Genomic DNA, 17,383 nt, shown 5'->3' with positions numbered 1-17,383 from the left:
CATGACCGGCTTGCGGTTGAATTTCATGCGATTTCTTTGGTCGGCCCGGCCAGGTAAGCCGGTGGCCGGAAGACGGACCTTCATCGCCGATCAACGCGGGGCTGTCGCTATTGAGGGCCTCTTTGTTTACTCGTTGATGATGTTCACGTTGCTCCTGCCGCTTGCCGACGTTGCGATCGCGGGCTTCAAGTACATCTCGGCGTATCAGGCCCTGCGCGACATGGGGCAGTACACGCAGTATTCGCCTCCCCCTGATGCGACCGATGCGACCAGCATCACCACCTGGCAAAATTCACTCCCGGCAACAGTAAGCGGCTATACCGTCAGTGCGGCAGTGAAGTGCGGCAATGCCGGCACAGCGGCGCCTTGCGTTGGGACGGATTTTCCGAAGTATTACACGTTCCAGACGTCCTTTACCCTTTCGCCACTGGTGCTTGGATCGGCTTTTTGCAGCACCTGCACCGTGAACTACTCGCAACGCTTCCAGTAGGAGGAGTTCGTGCGCAGCTTTCTTCAGTGTCGTCGCGGTTCGGTGGCTCTTGCCACGGTGATCGCGCTCGTCCCTCTCATCGGATTCATCGCACTCGGCGCGGAAGCGGGCTCGTGGTACGTGACCAAGCAGCACGCACAGAATGCGGCCGACGCAGCAGCGTACTCGGGAGGCCTGCGACTCGCCTGCTTGCTCTCCGGAAGCAGCGCTTGTGAAACCACTCAGAGTCCGCCCGATTATGTCTATCGAGGCAAGCAATTCGCTGACCGAAACGGTTTTTGCGACACCCGCGACACGTCCTACGCCTGCAACAGCACGCCTCCGGCAGGCACGACCCACACAGTTCAGATCGATCGCGGCACGTATGCCAGCGGCGCCTGGACCACCTCGGCCTCCGGCAATTTCATCCGGGCTAGCGCCAGCCAGCAACAGTCGGGCTATTTGGCGGCGGTGCTTGGCTTTACCACCATCAACATCGGCGCGCAGGCCATCGTCGAGGTAAAAAATCCGAAGAATTTGTGCGGGTTGGGTATTGGGCCGTCGGCTCCCGCGCTCACGATCGGGGGCAGCAGCACCATTACCGGAACGGGGTGCGGGCTGATGTCGGATACCTCGGTCAAATACAACAGTGCTCCCAGTTTCAGTGGCTCCGACTGGGCCGTCAACGCTGTTAATGGTTGTGTTGCCTCGGCAGGACATTGCGCTCTAAGCGTGCCGTACAACTACAATGCGCTGCCCGCTAAAAACCCACTCGCCGTGTTGAACAGCGAGTCATTCAACACTACGCCGACGATCACGGGCAATTCGTCTCCAACAACTTCTTGTCCCAGTCCGCCACCTGCTGGCGCTACGCAATGCGTGAACGAGAACACTGCGGGCACTGCGTATGGAAAACTGACGGCAAATACCGGAGACTATTTTGTCTTTGTCCCTAAGGTGGCGGGGACTCAGGGAACGTACTACTTCACTAAGAACTTTACTGTGAACGGCGGTACGATCGATCTCGCCCCCGGTACCTACTTCTTTAAAGACTCGGCTGTAAGCCTTGGCGGAACGGTAACCTGCTCCACTTGCACAAGTTGGACAGGGACGGGGCTGGGTGTCACCCTTGTCCTGCTGGGCAATTCCAGTCTCTCCATCACCGGCAACGTTAGCCTCTCCGCGCCGAAGACCAATACATTTTCTTCCGATCTGAATGGCGTGTTGATCGACGATCAGGCGACCGGGAACAGTAATAACGTGACCATTAACGGCGGCACAGTTTCCCTGGGCGGCGCAATGTACTTTCCGTATGTCAGCGTCACCTGGGGTGGAAACGTTCAGAGCAGCACGACCACCTGTACGGAAGTGGTCGCGAATTCGCTGACGATAAACGGCAATGCTTACTTGAGCAGTAGTGGTTGCACAGGGAATGCAGTGTTCAAAAGCCAAGTCGTAGCATTGGTGAATTGACGATGCGCAAGTTGGATCGCAGAGGGGTCGCGGCGTTGGAATTTTGCTTCGTCGGCGCGCCCGTACTTATTCTGATGTTCGTAATCTTTGACTTCGGCCGATATGCGCTCACTGTGCAATCATTGCGAAAGCTCGCAAATGATAGTGCGCGGGCCTTGATGATCCAGTGCTACACGCCTGCAAAAATCGGGCTCACGAGTACATCGCCATCGACTTGTACCGGTGACTATTTGTCGGATGCCGAGAAGCGCAACTCCGCACCATTCCTGTACGGCGGCACGCTATCCCCCACGGTGACCACCACTTCCGGCGCCAATGCCCTCACCGTAACGGCCACGTTGCCTGGCTTTGCGATGATCATGCCCGTGTGGCCCGTAGCTCTGAACGCGACGCCGAGTGCATCCACCTCGGTTCCATTCTAGCGGGTTGCTCGAGCTCATCGCCGAAGCTCCCCCCGGGTGAGCTTGCGCTTGAGAATCCCGTATTCTTCCGGAGCGCCGTCAAGGTATCGGGCGCATGGCATAGCCGTTCGGGGCAACCCGGGGGAACTCGAGACCGATCGTCTTCGGAAACGCGCGATGGTGTGGCCGGCAGGCGGCATTCGGCGCGGCTTCGTCTTCCGTCGATACCTCAGGGTGGGATCTTTAAGTGGTGCCGAGCGGCAACATCGGCATGTTTTCTCTGGCGTTGCGACAAGCCAAGAGGGCTATCTCCTTGCAAATCACAGGGCGGACGGAGGATATTTGCGGGGGTGACGGGGAGGTAAGCGATTCCGGGCGCTAAACTTGTACCGATTTTTAATGGACAATTTGTAGGCTCTTTAGCGCAGGGTTGCGAAGGAGAGTTGTTAGGGCGTTGATGGCTCCCCGGGGGGCCAGCCGCAGAAGGCGGCAAAGGGGTTTATGATGGGTGGTGGTCGTGTTGCGATCAGGGGAAACGGGCTTGTCGCCTTAGGTGCGATGACCTTTGGTGTTGCCCTTGCCCTGTTCGGGGCGATCGATCGCACCGGGGCGGCGGAGGGCGGCTCCGGCGTGTTCATCAGCGACATGAACGACGTCCAGCGCGTCAAGCTGACCATCAACAAGTCGCGCACATTCAGGGTGAATACCCCTTACTCCAGCATCGTGGCCGGAAATACCGATATCATCGACGTGAAGTCGCTGAGCGATCGTCAGATTTACGTCCAGGGCAAGCAGACCGGCACCACCAACGTCATCCTGTTTGACTCCTCGATGAGACAGATCGGCATCCTGGATGTCGAGGTCACTATCGACACCGGCAGCCTCCAGCAGAACATCCAGTCCAGCCCGGGTGGAAGGGGCATTCGTGTCGCGGCCTCGGAAGGGCAGGTGGTGCTGAGAGGGACGGCCGTAGATGCCGTCGCTGCCGAGCGTGCGATGGCAATTGCCACAGGCAGCGTCCCCAAGGGAGCCGTAGTCGTCAACGCCATCACCGTGGCGGCGCCGCAGCAGGTGATGCTGGAGGTGCGCTTCCTCGAGGTGAACCGGCAGGCCGGTCGCGAGCTGGGCATGAACCTCTATGCTGGAAACGCGAACGGTACGAACATCGGGAATAGCGGCCGTGGTTCCATAATCCCTGGTACTACCGGCCGCATTCCGCTGCCCAATACCGGGCCTCCGAATACGGCTCCGCCACAAGGCTCGATTCCGCTGCTCGGCACTGCAGGGACTTTGGCGGCGTCCGCGGCGGGGGTGCCGGCGATCCCGTTCGGAAGCCTGTTGACGAGCGTTCTCAGGACGAACGGTGCTTCGGTCGACCTGCTGGTTACGGCGCTGGAGACCAAAGGTCTGGTGCGGCGGCTGGCCGAGCCAAACCTGATGGCGTTGTCGGGCGATGCCGCACGCTTCCTGGCCGGCGGCGAATTTCCTGTACCCGTCGCGTCCAACACCACGAATGGCTTTCCTACAACCACAATCGAATTCAAAAAATTCGGTGTCGAGTTGGCCTTCGTCCCAACCGTCCTGTCGCGCGGCGTGATCAACTTGCGGGTCGAGCCGTCGGTCAGCGAACTTGATTTTACCAACGCCGTCACGATCGCCGGGACGACGATCCCGGCGCTATCCCGGCGCGACGCGCGCACCACGATCGAACTCCGCGACGGCCAGAGCTTCGCGATCGCCGGGTTGCTGCAGACGCGCAACATCCAGGACGTGTCCCAATTGCCCTGGATCGGCTCGGTGCCCGTGATTGGGACCTTGTTCAGCAGCAAGTCGTATCAGCAGCAGGAAACCGATCTCGTCATCATTGTGACGCCGCGCCTCGTGGCACCCGCTGTGCCCGGACAGCAACTGGCGTCGCCGCTGGACTCCCGCCTGCCGGCCAATGACGTTGACTTCTTCCTGAACGGCCAGATGGAAGTCCGCAAGCGCTACAACGATTACGTCAACTCCGGTGGCGAGGTGAAGGGTCCTTATGGGCACATCATCGCGCCCGAGCTTACCACCCCCGTTCCGCCACCAGCCGTCCCCGCCGGGGAAACGGTGGTGAAAACCCTCAACTAGAGGAGCGAGACAATGAGCATCAGATATCTGGCTCTATTCGCACCCCTGTTGCTTGGGGGATGCTACGGGCTTGCCGGCCATGACGAGGTCGACCGTTACTTTCAGCGCTCCGACACCATTACGATGAGCGCGGGCAATGCCAAGGAGGTCAACGCGGCCACCCACACCATCCATCCCTGGGCGCGCTATGTGGCTGACCGCCGGATCCCCTCTGACGGTCGGCGCGTAGGCGCCGCTGTGACGCGCTACAGCACAACGACGCGGCCGGTGGATCAGTTACCCGACATGGGTCAGGCGACGGAAGCGATGGGCCAGCCGCCGCCCGTGACGACAAACACCAACCAGAATGTGAATGTCAGTGGAGCGGGTGCCGGATCAGCCGGGGTATCCGTGGGGATCAGGTAGTTGGCAAGCACGCTGGAGAGTCCAGCGGTTCGGCCAATGTGCGTGCGGAGCAGAAGATTGGGGTACGACGTCTGTTTCCTGTTGGTGAGGGTAACGGGGACGCGCGTTGTGTTGATGTGGCGTAATTGATTGGCGTTATTTCAAACGGTGCGCTGAGTCCGCTGGGGCCGGGGCGGGGGAAAGGTTTATGCGGCGTCTCATCCTAATTCTGGCAGGTTGCTGTCTGGCGATAGTGCTGGCCGGGTGCGAGACCACGCTCCGAGATGCAGCGATCGTCGCCCCCGTCGAGCCGGCGGGAGGTGATCCCGTGCAAGAACCGACTGACGTGAAATACTACCCCTCGGACCAACCGGTGCGGATGGGGCTCGAGCAATATAACCGCGGCAATTACGGAATCTCGCAACGTTACTTCAGGGACGCGGTGGAGAAGTCGCCGAAGGACGTCACCGCGTGGATTGGCCTCGCCGCCAGTTACGATCGTCTGCGCCGTTTCGACCTTGCCGATCAGGCTTACGCTCAGGCCATCCGGCTCGGCGGCGTTACGGTCCAGATCCTGAACGATCAGGGCTATTCCTACATGCTGCGGGGCAACCTCGGGGCCGCACGCAAGAAGTTCGAGCAGGCTTATTCGATGGATCCCGGCAATCCTGTCATTGCCAACAACCTCGAGCTTCTGAACGGCAGCCGCCGTTTCATCGAAAGGCCGCCGAACAACCAGCCGTAAGGTCGATGTGATCCGCCGCTTGTCGGGCCGGCAGGAACGTACCCAACCCGGGAACCGTTAAGTCAAGCTAAACGTTTTTAACGTAAGGCTTGGCGCATGAACCGACTGATTAAGCTGCAATTCGTGGGACCGTTTGCGCTTTTTGTCGCCACCCTTTGCGCTGAATTGGCAAGCCGAGCGCTTCAAAACAATCCGACCTCGGAGCTTCTCTGGTTCATCAATCTCAGGGTGTTCGGCATCTTTCAGCGGAGCCACGCCTCGTTAAGCTATTTCGTTCCCATCGATGGCTTCCAGTTCTTAGGCGTGGCGCTTCCAATCTTTGCTCTCGCCTGCATCGGGCTCGCTGCCAAATCCAGGGTCGCGTTCACAGTGGCGACGCATCTGAGTGCGGGTTACGCGGGATTTCTGATCCTCGCCTGGCAGTTGGGCGTTCCCGCCGTTAAGCAGGCCTCGCTCGTGACCATGGCGATCCCCAAAGGCGTGGGCCTGTACATGACCGCGGCCATTCTGGGCTCTTGCCTCTTGTCGTTCGCGGTCACGCACGTTCTGTATCTCCTGACTGTTCGAAACGAAATCAGAGATCTTGTGAGGCGCCTCTCCAAGGTCCGGCGGTCCGGGACGCGGCAGTCCAAGGACCAAGTCCAGATCGGTCAGGCCATGAGTTCGAGCGATTTGCCGGCCTAGGAGCCAAGGCGGAAATGACCGCCAGTCGTCCGTGCCTGATATCTGTCCTGCATGGACACCGCCAACGGCAGAAGAGCTCGGCTTGTTTTGGGGCCACTCGCGTGCGGATCTAACCAGTTTCGACCTTTAATAGCGAAATTGATGAACGTACCGCTGCCCCGCTATGCCCTTGGTGCATTGCACAACCTTGACAGAGGGTTGCAATAGCGACGATCTTGCACGGCTGATAAATTGTTTATTGCTGTTTTATTATGGGGATTTCGGTTGTGGATACGAATGCGGACAAGCTCAAGACCGTAAGCGAGGCGATCGAGGGTATACTCCGCCAAACTTCCGCGCCGACGACTTACTTCGACGAGGACCCCACGGACGGCGCCTTGCCTGACGAGCCCAGTTCTCACGGCGTTTTATCCAGGTCCGCAAGTTCGGAAAGCAGTTTCGGAAGCGTCGGGCAGGATGCCCACGGTTTGGCAGCTGTTGGCTCCGAGAGGAACGAGAGCATCGAGTCCATCCGTCGGACACTGACGGAACAGGCCGATCTCGCCCGTTCGAAAACTTCGGGAAGGCAGCTGTTCGCAAAGACATCGCCCGAGCTCCCGGCTCCGCAGGTGGACACTCACACAGCCAGCAAGCATGTGCCTCGATCGACCGGCGCGGAAACCGGAGTTTCCGTCGGGAAAAGGGTATTGTGGAGCGTTGCTTTATTCGTGCTGGGAGCCGCTGTCAGCGCTGCGGTTCTTGTTTGGCGTGGCTCGCTCAACGGGGCGGGGACCCCTGGCTCCGAGCCGACCTCTGCTGCCTTGGCCGCGCCCGCAGCGCTGCCTGCGGATTTGAAGCCATTGCTTCAGTCGATGTCGATCGACATCGCCGCCTTGCGGAAGGATATCGAGCAGCTTCGCCTCCGGGACACGACCGTCCGCGATAGCGCAACTTCCGGCGAGCAGCTCAAGGCCTCTCTGGACCCATTGGCGCGTGCGGTCGCGCGACTTTCCGATCAAGTGAAGGCAAGTCAGGAATTGACCGAGCGCGACAATGCGATCGCAGCCGAACAAATCAGGGCTGTCCGGGAGCAACTGATCCGCCTGGAGCAGAATGCGGTATCCAAAAGGGTCCCGCCGCCGCCGCGGACAACAACGGCTCCTGCCGCGCCGAAACCCGCCCCGGCCGCCTCGTCGCAGCAGGCCGCTTCCCAGCCGGGTGCCGTGAAGCCGAAGCCTGCACCGTCCGCGCCGGCTTCTGCTCCCGCGCCAGCGCGCTGAGACCCTGTTTTTTCGGCCGACCGGGCATTTTGGCCCCTTTCTTGGCCTTTGGGGCAGGAAACCGCGCGGGAATTACGGCAGTATGGCTCACCGTAGTAGAACGGAATCCACATGGCACTTCAGTACCGGTAGGGTTGCTGATGCCGGGGCTGGCATTTCATCACGGACAATCATTTCAACCGGCAAGGGGCCGCTCTTTGAGCGGCCCCTTTCAGTTTGGCAGGCGGAAACAGAAAGGAAGCCCGCCTCCGGCAAAAAGAGCGATGGAGGCGGGCCAAGGTCGTTTGCGGCGCCGGTCCACCCGGGGCTGGCTAGGGGTCCCGTCGCTCGCGATGGAACCGTAGCATCATGGAACCCGGCGTGAAAACCCGCAGGACTACCGGGATCGTAAATCGAGTTAAGTCGTATTTACGATGACGGAGACCGGAGTTACGAATCGTAAAATCAGCTGAAGGCGAGGCCGTCGTGCGCATTCAATCTGCGTTTGCGCCTCGATCGGTTGCGGCGGGAGATCGGTTGCGATTTGCCGAAATCCGGTAGGCTCATTAGCCCTTCTTGAATTTTTGTCCTGCATGATCGAGGCAACGCGCAATTGCTGTGCGTGCTTCGGCCGGTGGCCGAGCGGTGCGTGATTTGGTGGGAGCGTCTCGCGCCGGCAGGCCTGGTTTATCAGGCCGCCGGCGAGCGGCGACTCGATTGAATTTTCAAACCCAGATTTCGGCCTGAATATGTCTGATTCACTAGCGCCCGAAAAACGTGGAACGGCACGTGTCGAGTTCTCGCGGGGCGTCGATGTGCACATGGTGGCCATCGACGGGACCTGGAGCCGTCAATGTCAGATGACCGACGTGGCCGAAGCCGGTGCGAAGCTCAAGGTCGAAGGCTCGATCAAAGGGCTTGCGCTGAAGGAGTTCTTCCTGTTGCTCTCGACGACCGGAGCGGCTTTCCGCCGCTGCGAACTGGCCTGGATCAACGGCGATTACATCGGAGTTCACTTCCTCCGCGCCGGTAAATCGAGCAAGGGCTGAGTTTGTCATGGAGGAGCGTCGCAGGCAGCAGCGCGTAACGGTCGACGAAGTCGCCTACATCGCTGGCGACGGATCCAGCTTGCGATGCCGCGTCGTCAGTCTCTCCGACCTCGGCGCCGCCATCGAGATGACTGACAAGGTCTATGTCAGGCCCCGCATCAAGCTGATGCTGGAGAAGGATCGCATCGTCAGGGATTGCCGGGTCGTCTGGTCCAGCGGAAATCGTATCGGCGTCGAATTCCTGGACTAGGGGCGCCATCCCGGCAAAGCGGCGCCACGCCGCCTGGCGTTCCACAAGGCTGCTCAGGCCGAAATCCGGCGCGCCCGTGGTCGGTAAACCTCCCGCCGGTCATGCTTTTATCGGCACATTTAATCTTTAACGACCAAGATTTAGGCTTGCATCGGGGATTGGCTTGGACAACTGTGACGGTGTCATGGACCCATTTTGGTCCGGATAACGAGAGTATTTCCGGCGTATCTATTTTTGGATTTTGCGAATGAGAACGCTGTTGATCATTGTCAGCATCTGGTTGCTGATTAACGTTCTCTTCGTCGTCGTGATGATCCCTCCGCGCAAGCCACGGAGGGCTAGCGTCGGCGGCAGGTCGGGCGACGCCACGCCTGCCATGGCCGGGATGAACTCCCGCGCAACTGAAACCCGGGACGAGAGCGTTTCATTACGGCATCTCGTCATTGCGATCGCGCTTGGCGTCTTCTTCTCGCTGACGCCGCCCTTGCTCGAGGCTTACGACGCGATCAAGAAACTCGTCAGCAAGCGCCTGCCCGGATCCTAAGCGAGCCCGCATGGTCCCGAAGGGGACGCGCGAGCAGGCGAGGGGTGACTGGCTCTCGGCCTGCGCGGCGTTGCCGCCGCGCAGGAGGTTCGGTCGATCGGCTCACCAGTATTGGTTCATGCGGTAAGGGCGGGGATACTGGCCGCGATAGTGGATGATTCCTGGTCCGGCGACCGGTCGGTGCCGAAAGCGCGAGTTGGAGAGGTCGACGGCGATCGCTCGTACGTCGTGGCCCACGAAAACGGGATACTCGTAACTGAAGGCGTGGCCGTCATCGGCAACGTACTGTCCATAAAAGGACGGGCCCTGGCCGTAGCCAAACCCCCACGCATTTTCGACGGTGGGAAGGCCGCCCGTTCCCATCCGCGTTCCGCCAGCCAGAGCCGATCCGGACGTCGCGAAGGCGCCGATCCCAAGAAGGGCGGCAGCCGCCACGATGTATGTAGTGCCTCGCATCGCGTTCCTCCTCGCTCAAATCAGATGTCAGAAACAGGAATAGACAGCTGAGCCTACTCGCTCTCGCGCGACAGCGGTAGCGAATAGGAAGCTGCGTTTGGCGGTGAGTTAGCATCTGCAAAAACGATAAAACTTGCCTCGGTTAATCGGTTCGTTAGTCTTCGTTACTTTCGAGATAGTCATTTTTACAGGGGCTTCGGGTGACAAACGATACCGCTGTGTTTGATGCGTTGCGCTTCGATCCGCAACAAGGGCGGATAGCGACGGGGAGAATAGGTACGCGCGAGGCCATTCTTCGAGACGGTCTCCTTATCGATCCATCCACGCTAGCCTATTGCCCGCATCAATGGATCGACGGCAGCGGCTACCTCGATCTCGATCTGACGAGACAATTTCCGTACTCGCTCGCGCTCTGATGAACCGGAACACTCAGTTCGGGCCGAGTACGGCGTCGATCTGACGGCTGTCCCTTCGGACGATGAGGATGGCTCCATTGCGGATCGCGAATCTCGCGCCGAGCAGTTTGGGCACTTTTTCGGTGATCGGCGATGGGAAGGGTATTGTCGCGCTGCCAATCGGATCGCCAACAGCCGGCGCTGCGGTGGAAGGGCCGGTGCCGGGTGCGGGTTTGATATAGTCGCGAATGAGCTGAACCTCCTCCCGCGACAAAGCGAGAGGCACTTGCTGCAGGGGATTGTCTGCCGTTCGCTTGTTCCGGTCTTCCCGCGCCTTCTCCTCGGCCTGCCTTGCTTTTTCTGCCTGATCGAACCGCGACAGCCGCTCCTTCAGCGGCGACAGCTCTCGCTGCAAGGAGGAGATTTCCGTCTGGAGTGACTTGATCTGTCGCAGCGCAATCACGGCGCCGGCGCAGATGATGACGACCAAGAGGCTGATGAGCGCAATCACGATTCCATTGACGCTTGCACTCTTACTGACCGTCCGCGCTTTCGGCAGATCTTCTTCAAGATGCCGCCGCCACAGGACAGCCACGCGATGCAGCGGGCGGGAAATTGCGTCGAACGTACGAGCTCGCCAGTCGCCATTGTCTGGCGCGGGATCCCGCTCGCTTCGCGTGAGGCGGAGGGCCGTTGCCGATGGTAGAGGCGCTAAGGCTGGCGGGATTGCCGGTTCGGGAATAGCAGCGTTCACATCCGGCTCGGCCGAGCTCGGTTGGCCCACATGCCTCGGTGCGCCGTCGGCGCCGTCTATCCTGGGAGCATTCCGGCCCTGAGAAAAGACCGGCTCGGTATCCTCGCGGAGATCAAGGTTGAACATCCTCGAGCGCACCTCTGCGCCAATCAGGTGATCAATGATCTCAAGCGAATTCGACTGAGATGACGAGTGATGGGGCAGGGCCTCAATGACCGAGCGGCCGGCCTCGGTGATCTCCAGGCTGTCGCCATCCACGATGGCAAGACCGGCCTCAATCAATTCGATTCCGGCCGATACCTGTTGTTCTATCCGGCCCTGGATCTCGCCATTCTCGTCATGTGCCTGCAGTTGCCGCTCGAGCTCGGCAAACGCAATCCGTCCGTCCGGACGACTCGCAAGTGCAGCTAGGATGGCGAGATTGGCTTGCACGGCGACCACGATCATCAGGCAGGACGCCAAGGCAGGCGAAACGAGCGCGCAACCCGCGCTCAACTATTCGCCCACGAGGGCCTTGATTGGAAACTCCCGCTTTGGCACTGTCGCGCATTCGCGCGTGAAGATCGAGGGCAACATGCCAAAATTGCTGGCCGCAACTGCCGTCTCCCTGACAGTTATGTTCGTTTCAAGCGCCGCTTACAGCGGTCCTTACCCGTTCGGAGACGAGCCATATCGCCTGGGCTTCGGTCCCGAACCGCAGATTGATGCCGGCTGCTGGAAATGGAACTGGCAGCAGTATCAATGGAATAATTACTGCCCGGTCTATGTTCAGCCCAAGGCTTATCTGCATCCGCGGTCGCAGGGAGCCGTGCTGCGCACCAAGGGCTGATTCAGTTCGCCTCAGCTTCCTCGCCCTAGCGGGCGAGGGTGCAGGCGACTTGGCTGTGCTTGCCGAAGTTCAGCAGGGCATTCTCGCGGAAGCCGTCGAGCCAAATGCCCCGTCCGGCGTAGCGGTACCCCACGCCCATTGGAACCAGCCGAACATGCGCGCCGCCATGGCGTCCGGTGTGCAGGGATGCCGTGACGACCTCACCGGCCACCGAGACCGCGATCGGGCAAAGCGGATATTGCCGGCCATTCTCGCAGACAAACACCAGTTCGCTGCAGCTTCCGACCGCTGCGGGCCCCGAGGTCATCAGGCCCAGATCGGCCGCGCTGGCTCGGCTCGTACCGACTGCCAGACTCAAAAAGGCCGCTGCCCAAAGAAGTCCGTTGAATCTGCTCCGCATCGCAGCCCCCAATAGCGAGAAAATATTCAACTAAAAGAGCAAAAATGGCATCAAAGGTCAATCTGCACGGCTTGCTTTGCGACGTGCGCAGAACCCGCTCGCGGACCAGGATTCTGGCGCTCTGCGTGAGGACCGAGGATTTGCCGCTTTCCGCTTTTCAGAAGTTGTTTGCGGTCAGCAATGTTGTTCGCGAGGCACCCGTCCAGGCGAGGCGGCGTCGTCGCGCAAAGCTCGGGATAAATCCGGTTTAGCTTTCGCGTACGCTGATCCCGGGCTTCGCGAGCGCCTACACCTCCGCCTCCGTGCTTTTGCGGTCGCGCCGGGCTCGCTGGCCGCCAGCCCCCAGCTCTATTTAAATACCGCCTGCGCGCGGCCGCCATATTTGGCTGTTGTGACCTCCCTGCGATCGGGCCTGCTCACTGTTACCGAAATGCCGCGGTCGCCGGAATTAATGTTCGTGAATTGCCGTTTTGACCCGGTAGCTGATCTTCCGTAATGGTGCGTGGTTGACCGGCCGTCCGATGGCGTGACAAGAAGTCGCGCGGGGAGCAGGGGTAGTCACGCGCGATTCGAAAACAGCCGGTCGGGCAAGCGGGTTTTCCGTAATTTAACGGATCTCTCGCATTGTTAATGTTTGCTTTACGACGGTGCCTGAACCTGAGGCGGTGCTTTTCGACTGTGCAGGCTTTTCCTTGGGGCGCAAGCGAGCAGGTATGGAGACCATGACCACAGGCCGTCGTTCAATCCTTGCGACCTCTCTCGTCCGTTGTGCCGCTCTGGCGCTTCTGATCACCGCAACCACCACTGCAGCCAAGGCTGATGAATTCCAGGGGCCGACCTTCCGCAAGGGACTTTGGCACTTCGTCCGGACGCTCGACATGGTCGCTCATCGCAAGCCGAAGCACCGTTTGCTCGAGCGGGAATTGACGGCCTGTGTGGATCCGACCGTCTCGATGAAGGCGACCTTCGCGTCTCCCTCGGTCGGCAGCTGTGTCTCCGCGAGACCCGAGAAGAAGAACAATCAATACACTTTCGCGAACCGTTGCGACTTCATGGGCCCCGTCAGCACGGTGATCACGGTTCATAGCGAGGAATCCTACACGGAGCAGAACGAGCTCAGTGAAGGGCAGGTGCCGCGGGTCGAGCTGGTCGTGGCGCATCGGATCGGCGATTGTGGTGCAGGCGCAGACCTGGGGGCGGGCGCAAAGACGCTCTCTCACTGACGCGGCATCGCCGTAGGATGGCCGCGGCGGTTCTCGCGCCGCAATGACGACAGGCCCTTGCGCGGACCCGACAGACGCGGAAATATCGCCGCGTTGGGGATGAGGCGTGCCATGAGGCTGTTGACCGGGATCGTCTGCTGCGCGGCGCTGTGCGTCCTGATTGATGCCGCGGCGGCTCAGGTCGCTGGACCACCCGCTGCGCAGCCAGGCCTGAGCGAGCTGGTCAAGATCGACTCACTTCAAACGACGCGACGATCTGACAGTTACGGAATCGCCAGCTTCGTGCTGTCCAACGGCACCGACAAGAAGATCGACAGCGTCGAACTGACTTGCTGGATGGATGACGACCGGGAGCGCGCCACCAAGGTTCTGGTGTGGGCCAACCAGCCTGTGCCGGCGCATGCGAGTTACCAGTTCAAGAACGTCAACATCGGCGTGGTCGGACTGAACTCACGCAGCCAATGCGAGGTCACGCGGGTGGACTGAACCGGTCGACCACGGGCGCAGAATGTTGGCGCCGAGCCCGCCACGATATCGTGCCCTAGATCTTCTGGCCGCCCGCTCCAGTGACGTTGACCGTGATCTTCTGGATCTCGGTCCGTCCGCCGGGATACTTCACCTCGATGGTCAACGTATCGTCGCCGACAAAGTCTGGAGGCGATTTGTAGAAGGCCACGTAAGCCGGCACCTCCAGCGCCAGGCAGGCCTTGTAGTTAGTCGCCTTCACCTTACCGGGCTTTACGACGACCTTTCCCGACGTCGGGGAGGTTGCCAATCGGATGGTCGGCAGCGGCCCCGAGGTGCAATCGGGTCTGACGTTGATGTAAAGCCCGATCTGGGTGTCCTTGTTCGGCTGGGCCTTAACCGTGCGTTCGACCGTCTGGGCCTCTGGCGCCGGCGGGTTTTGAGCGGCGGCGGCATGCAATCCGAAAGATCCGGCCAGCACGGCTGTTACCAGTAATTTCCTCATCCCCTTGCTCCAGCTGCCGCCCTGTTGGGCCTGGAGCGACATGCGTCAAAACGACGTTCATCTGGTCCGTTTTGCGACATATCGCGACCGCGCGGTCCCCTTTACCACATCCTGATCGAAAGTATTGATTAACCAAATAGTTTTCTTGACCGTCGTCGGGGTTAACAATAGCTTAAAGGTACAGTTCGACGTAAATTTCCTGCAATTTTTCAATTCACGTTCTTTTGGCGGAGAGATTTCATGAATGAGCAATTTCGGATTGCCCAGGCTACTGGTGCCGGAAATTCGAACAACGCCTCGCCGCCGCGCATCTTCAAGCTCACCAAGCCATTTGCAGATCAGGCAGTCGTTTTAAACCTCGGTTATGACCAGAAGGTTCAAGTCGACTTTTCGGCTATTGCGAACGAGAAGATTACGCTCGTTCATGTCGGCGAAAAGCTGATCATTCTTTTCGACAATCACTCGACGGTGACTGTCGAGCCCTTCTTCGACTCCCGGCACGATCAACTCGGCAATCTCTCCATCCAGGTCGCGCCAGGTCGCGATCTCTCCGTCGCCGAGTTCGCCAGCGCGTTCCCGATCATCAACGATCCCTCGGCAGCTTCGGCCGTTCTTCCCGCCGCCGGCGACTCGCTGGGGCAGAACAATGCGCAGGCGAGCGGCGCGAACTTCAGCCCGTTCACGGTCGATCCGCTGCCGCCGGTCGGCACGAACACGTTGGCTCCCAATGAGGACCTGCCGACATTCCAGACGACCCCCCCGACCGGCTTTGTTCAGCAGCCGACGACCCCGCCGGCTCCGACGATCTCGCTGGGCACGCTGCCCGAGCTGGTCCTCGATGAGAGCTTCCTGACCTCCGCCACGAATGGAATTGACGGCTCCACGCCTGACGCGTTGAGCACGGTGATTTCGGGTATTTTGCCGGTCACACTCAATGTGCCGGGCGGCCAGCAGTCGCTGACCTTCGCGCTGTCGATCAGTGCGTCGGGCGTGGACACCGGCCTGATCGATTCTCAGACCGGGAATCACGTGTTCCTGTTCCTGGAGAACGGTGTCGTGGTCGGCCGCGAAGGCAAGGACGCGGCGACGGCGGCCAGCGGCCCGCAGGATTTCACGTTGTCCGTGGATTCCAGCGGCAAGCTGACGCTGACGGATCTGCGCTCGGTGCATCAAGGCTCGGGCGAGGATGGCGATATCAGCGAAGGCATACATGTGCCTGCCGGTCTGATCTCGTTGACCGCCACGGTGACGGACAACAGCAACCAGAGCACGAGCGCGAGCGTCGACGTTGGCCCGCATCTGACATTGCAGGACGATGGTCCGTCGATCCACGTCGTCCTGGATGGCGAAAGTGAGGGGCAGGTACTTACGAACCTCGTCGTCGACGAGAGCAACCTCACGGCCGTCACCAACGGCATCGACGGTTCGATCCACAACGGCATCAACTCGGCCACCGGGTGGTTCGGCGGCATCTTCCAGGCGAACTCGGGTGCGGACGGCGTGGCCGATTCGGAACATCCGATCAGCTATGCGCTGTCGATCGGTGCCTCCGGGACGAGCGGCCTGGTGGATGCGCAGACCGGCGAAGCTGTCGTGCTGCTGATGAACGGCACGACGGTGGAAGGTCACACCGCGGCGAGCAACCTGCTGGTGTTCACGCTGTCGGTCGACAGCAGTGGCTTCGTGACGTTCACGGTCGATCGCTCCGTGAAGGAAGCCGACGGCACCAATCCGGATACCAACGAAGGCATCAGCCTCTCCGACGGCGCGGTGACGCTGACGGCGACGATCACCGACAATGACGGTGACACGGCGACCACGGGCATCGACATCGGCAGGCAGGTGACGTTCCTGGACGACGGTCCGTCTATCCAGATCGTTCTGGAGGGCGAGGAGCGGACGCTTCCGAGCTTGATCGTCGACGAAAGCAACTTGACGGCTACGACCAACGGCGTCGACGGTTCGATCCACAACGGCAACAACACGGCGACCGCGTCGTTCGGCAGCATTTTCCTGGCGGAGACCGGTGCGGACGGTGTTGCAGATCCGCAGCATCCGATCAGCTATGCCCTGTCGATTGATACCTCCAAGCCGAGCGGCCTGGTGGATGCGCAGACCGGTGAAGATGTCGTGCTGTCGATGAACGGCACGACGGTGGAAGGCCATACCGCGTCGAGCAACCTCTTGGTGTTCACGCTGGAGGTCGACAGCGACGGCAATGTGACGTTCACGGATAACCGCTCGGTGAAGGAAGCCGACGGCACGGATCCGGACACCAACGAAAGCATCAGCCTGGCCAGCGGCGTGGTGACGCTGACGGCAACGATCACTGACAATGACGGTGACTCGGCGAGCACGAGCATCGATCTCGGCAAGCAGGTGACATTCCTGGACGATGGGCCGAGCATTTCGGCGGGCGGCGAGGCCCCGTCGCTGTCGGTGGACGAGAGCAACCTGACGGCTTCGACCAACGGCATCGACGGCTCGATCCACAACGGCAACAACACGGCGACAGCGTCGTTCAGCGGCGCGTTCAATGCGATCTCGGGCGCGGACGGCGTGCCGGATTCGCAGCATCCGATCAGCTACGCGCTGTCGATCGACACCTCCAAGCCGAGCGGCCTGGTGGATGCGCAGACCGGTGAAGATGTCGTGTTGACGATGAACGGCACGACGGTGGAAGGCCATACCGCGTCGAGCAACCTCTTGGTGTTCACGCTGGCGGTCGACAGCGACGGCAATGTGACGTTCACGGACAACCGTGCGGTGAAGGAAGCCGACGGCACCGATCCGGACACCAGTGAAGGCATCAGCCTCGCCGACGGCGTGGTGACGCTGACGGGCACGATCACCGACAATGACGGTGACTCGGCGAGCACGAGCATCGACCTCGGCAAGCAGGTGACATTCCTGGACGATGGGCCGAATGCCGGCACGGTGACGGCGGCAACGGTTCTGGACGACGAGGCGCAGACGCTGTTCGTCGGCAACGACGTGC

At 60.5% G+C, this 17,383-nt stretch carries 20 protein-coding genes; 16 read left to right on the top strand and 4 right to left on the bottom strand.

Annotated elements, in window-relative coordinates; all coding sequences use genetic code 11:
• Position 1: 1 nt before the first annotated feature.
• From JQ617_RS37980 to JQ617_RS37930, 11 genes are all read left to right on the top strand, one after another.
• The gene (locus JQ617_RS37980; protein WP_212030817.1) at positions 2 to 490 is read left to right on the top strand and encodes a hypothetical protein; all 489 of its coding nucleotides are present in this window, start codon (positions 2 to 4) and stop codon (positions 488 to 490) included.
• A 9-nt stretch (positions 491 to 499) separates the two neighbouring features.
• Positions 500 to 1,942, top strand: coding sequence for a pilus assembly protein TadG-related protein (locus JQ617_RS37975; protein WP_212030816.1), 1,443 nt, complete (start codon positions 500 to 502; stop codon positions 1,940 to 1,942).
• 2 nt (positions 1,943 to 1,944) lie between these two features.
• Positions 1,945 to 2,364, top strand: a complete 420-nt coding sequence (locus JQ617_RS37970; RefSeq protein WP_212030815.1) for a TadE/TadG family type IV pilus assembly protein — start codon at positions 1,945 to 1,947, stop codon at positions 2,362 to 2,364.
• Positions 2,365 to 2,847: 483 nt separating this feature from the next.
• On the top strand, positions 2,848 to 4,464 hold the full coding sequence (locus JQ617_RS37965; RefSeq protein WP_212030852.1) for a type II and III secretion system protein family protein: 1,617 nt from the start codon (positions 2,848 to 2,850) through the stop codon (positions 4,462 to 4,464).
• 12 nt (positions 4,465 to 4,476) lie between these two features.
• Positions 4,477 to 4,869: a hypothetical protein gene (locus JQ617_RS37960; RefSeq protein ID WP_212030814.1), complete on the top strand. Its 393-nt coding sequence runs from the start codon at positions 4,477 to 4,479 to the stop codon at positions 4,867 to 4,869.
• A 187-nt stretch (positions 4,870 to 5,056) separates the two neighbouring features.
• On the top strand, positions 5,057 to 5,593 hold the full coding sequence (locus tag JQ617_RS37955) for a tetratricopeptide repeat protein (RefSeq protein ID WP_212030813.1): 537 nt from the start codon (positions 5,057 to 5,059) through the stop codon (positions 5,591 to 5,593).
• Positions 5,594 to 5,689: 96 nt separating this feature from the next.
• On the top strand, positions 5,690 to 6,277 hold the full coding sequence (locus JQ617_RS37950; protein WP_212030812.1) for a hypothetical protein: 588 nt from the start codon (positions 5,690 to 5,692) through the stop codon (positions 6,275 to 6,277).
• 266 nt (positions 6,278 to 6,543) lie between these two features.
• Positions 6,544 to 7,536: a hypothetical protein gene (locus JQ617_RS37945; RefSeq protein WP_212030811.1), complete on the top strand. Its 993-nt coding sequence runs from the start codon at positions 6,544 to 6,546 to the stop codon at positions 7,534 to 7,536.
• 728 nt (positions 7,537 to 8,264) lie between these two features.
• Positions 8,265 to 8,564, top strand: a complete 300-nt coding sequence (locus JQ617_RS37940) for a PilZ domain-containing protein (protein ID WP_212030810.1) — start codon at positions 8,265 to 8,267, stop codon at positions 8,562 to 8,564.
• Between the two features lie 7 nt (positions 8,565 to 8,571).
• Positions 8,572 to 8,814 carry a PilZ domain-containing protein gene (locus tag JQ617_RS37935; protein ID WP_212030809.1) on the top strand — a complete coding sequence of 81 codons (243 nt, stop codon included), beginning with the start codon at positions 8,572 to 8,574 and terminating at the stop codon, positions 8,812 to 8,814.
• Between the two features lie 247 nt (positions 8,815 to 9,061).
• A complete protein-coding gene (locus JQ617_RS37930) occupies positions 9,062 to 9,358 on the top strand; it encodes a hypothetical protein (protein ID WP_212030808.1) in 297 nt (98 codons plus the stop codon).
• Positions 9,359 to 9,460: 102 nt separating this feature from the next.
• On the opposite strand, the gene JQ617_RS37925 is transcribed toward JQ617_RS37930, so the two are convergent.
• Entirely contained in the window at positions 9,461 to 9,814 is a 354-nt protein-coding gene (locus tag JQ617_RS37925) for a hypothetical protein (RefSeq protein WP_212030807.1), read from the bottom strand.
• A 200-nt stretch (positions 9,815 to 10,014) separates the two neighbouring features.
• Between JQ617_RS37925 and JQ617_RS37920 the strand changes: the two genes are divergently transcribed.
• Complete coding sequence (locus JQ617_RS37920) at positions 10,015 to 10,230, top strand: hypothetical protein (RefSeq protein WP_212030806.1); 216 nt, start codon at positions 10,015 to 10,017, stop codon at positions 10,228 to 10,230.
• Positions 10,231 to 10,243: 13 nt separating this feature from the next.
• Here the strand turns inward: JQ617_RS37920 and JQ617_RS40140 are convergent, their stop codons facing one another.
• Positions 10,244 to 11,410, bottom strand: a complete 1,167-nt coding sequence (locus JQ617_RS40140) for a hypothetical protein (protein ID WP_249157847.1) — start codon at positions 11,408 to 11,410, stop codon at positions 10,244 to 10,246.
• Between JQ617_RS40140 and JQ617_RS37910 the strand changes: the two genes are divergently transcribed.
• Complete coding sequence (locus JQ617_RS37910; RefSeq protein WP_249157846.1) at positions 11,385 to 11,792, top strand: hypothetical protein; 408 nt, start codon at positions 11,385 to 11,387, stop codon at positions 11,790 to 11,792. The two genes, JQ617_RS40140 and JQ617_RS37910, sit on opposite strands and share 26 nt — an antisense overlap.
• Before the next feature lie 25 nt (positions 11,793 to 11,817).
• Here the strand turns inward: JQ617_RS37910 and JQ617_RS37905 are convergent, their stop codons facing one another.
• A complete protein-coding gene (locus JQ617_RS37905) occupies positions 11,818 to 12,192 on the bottom strand; it encodes a hypothetical protein (protein WP_249157845.1) in 375 nt (124 codons plus the stop codon).
• Positions 12,193 to 12,905: 713 nt separating this feature from the next.
• Between JQ617_RS37905 and JQ617_RS37900 the strand changes: the two genes are divergently transcribed.
• Together JQ617_RS37900 and JQ617_RS37895 are read left to right on the top strand one after the other, a co-directional pair.
• Positions 12,906 to 13,415 (top strand): hypothetical protein, encoded by a 510-nt coding sequence (locus JQ617_RS37900; protein WP_212030805.1) that lies wholly within the window; start codon positions 12,906 to 12,908, stop codon positions 13,413 to 13,415.
• Positions 13,416 to 13,526: 111 nt separating this feature from the next.
• Positions 13,527 to 13,901: a hypothetical protein gene (locus JQ617_RS37895; RefSeq protein ID WP_212030804.1), complete on the top strand. Its 375-nt coding sequence runs from the start codon at positions 13,527 to 13,529 to the stop codon at positions 13,899 to 13,901.
• A gap of 55 nt (positions 13,902 to 13,956) precedes the next feature.
• Here JQ617_RS37895 and JQ617_RS37890 read toward each other — a convergent pair whose 3' ends face one another.
• Entirely contained in the window at positions 13,957 to 14,385 is a 429-nt protein-coding gene (locus JQ617_RS37890) for a hypothetical protein (protein WP_249157844.1), read from the bottom strand.
• Positions 14,386 to 14,625: 240 nt separating this feature from the next.
• On the opposite strand from JQ617_RS37890, the gene JQ617_RS37885 reads away from it, so the two are divergent.
• A partial coding sequence (locus JQ617_RS37885; protein WP_249157843.1) for a DUF5801 repeats-in-toxin domain-containing protein occupies positions 14,626 to 17,383 on the top strand: 2,758 nt, incomplete at its 3' end.

The sequence above is a fragment of the Bradyrhizobium sp. KB893862 SZCCT0404 genome (genome assembly GCF_018130885.1).
Taxonomy (GTDB): Bacteria; Pseudomonadota; Alphaproteobacteria; order Rhizobiales; family Xanthobacteraceae; genus Bradyrhizobium; species Bradyrhizobium stylosanthis.
The sequence above is the reverse complement of the archived record's forward strand: the minus strand, read 5'-3'. Positions and strand labels throughout refer to the sequence as shown.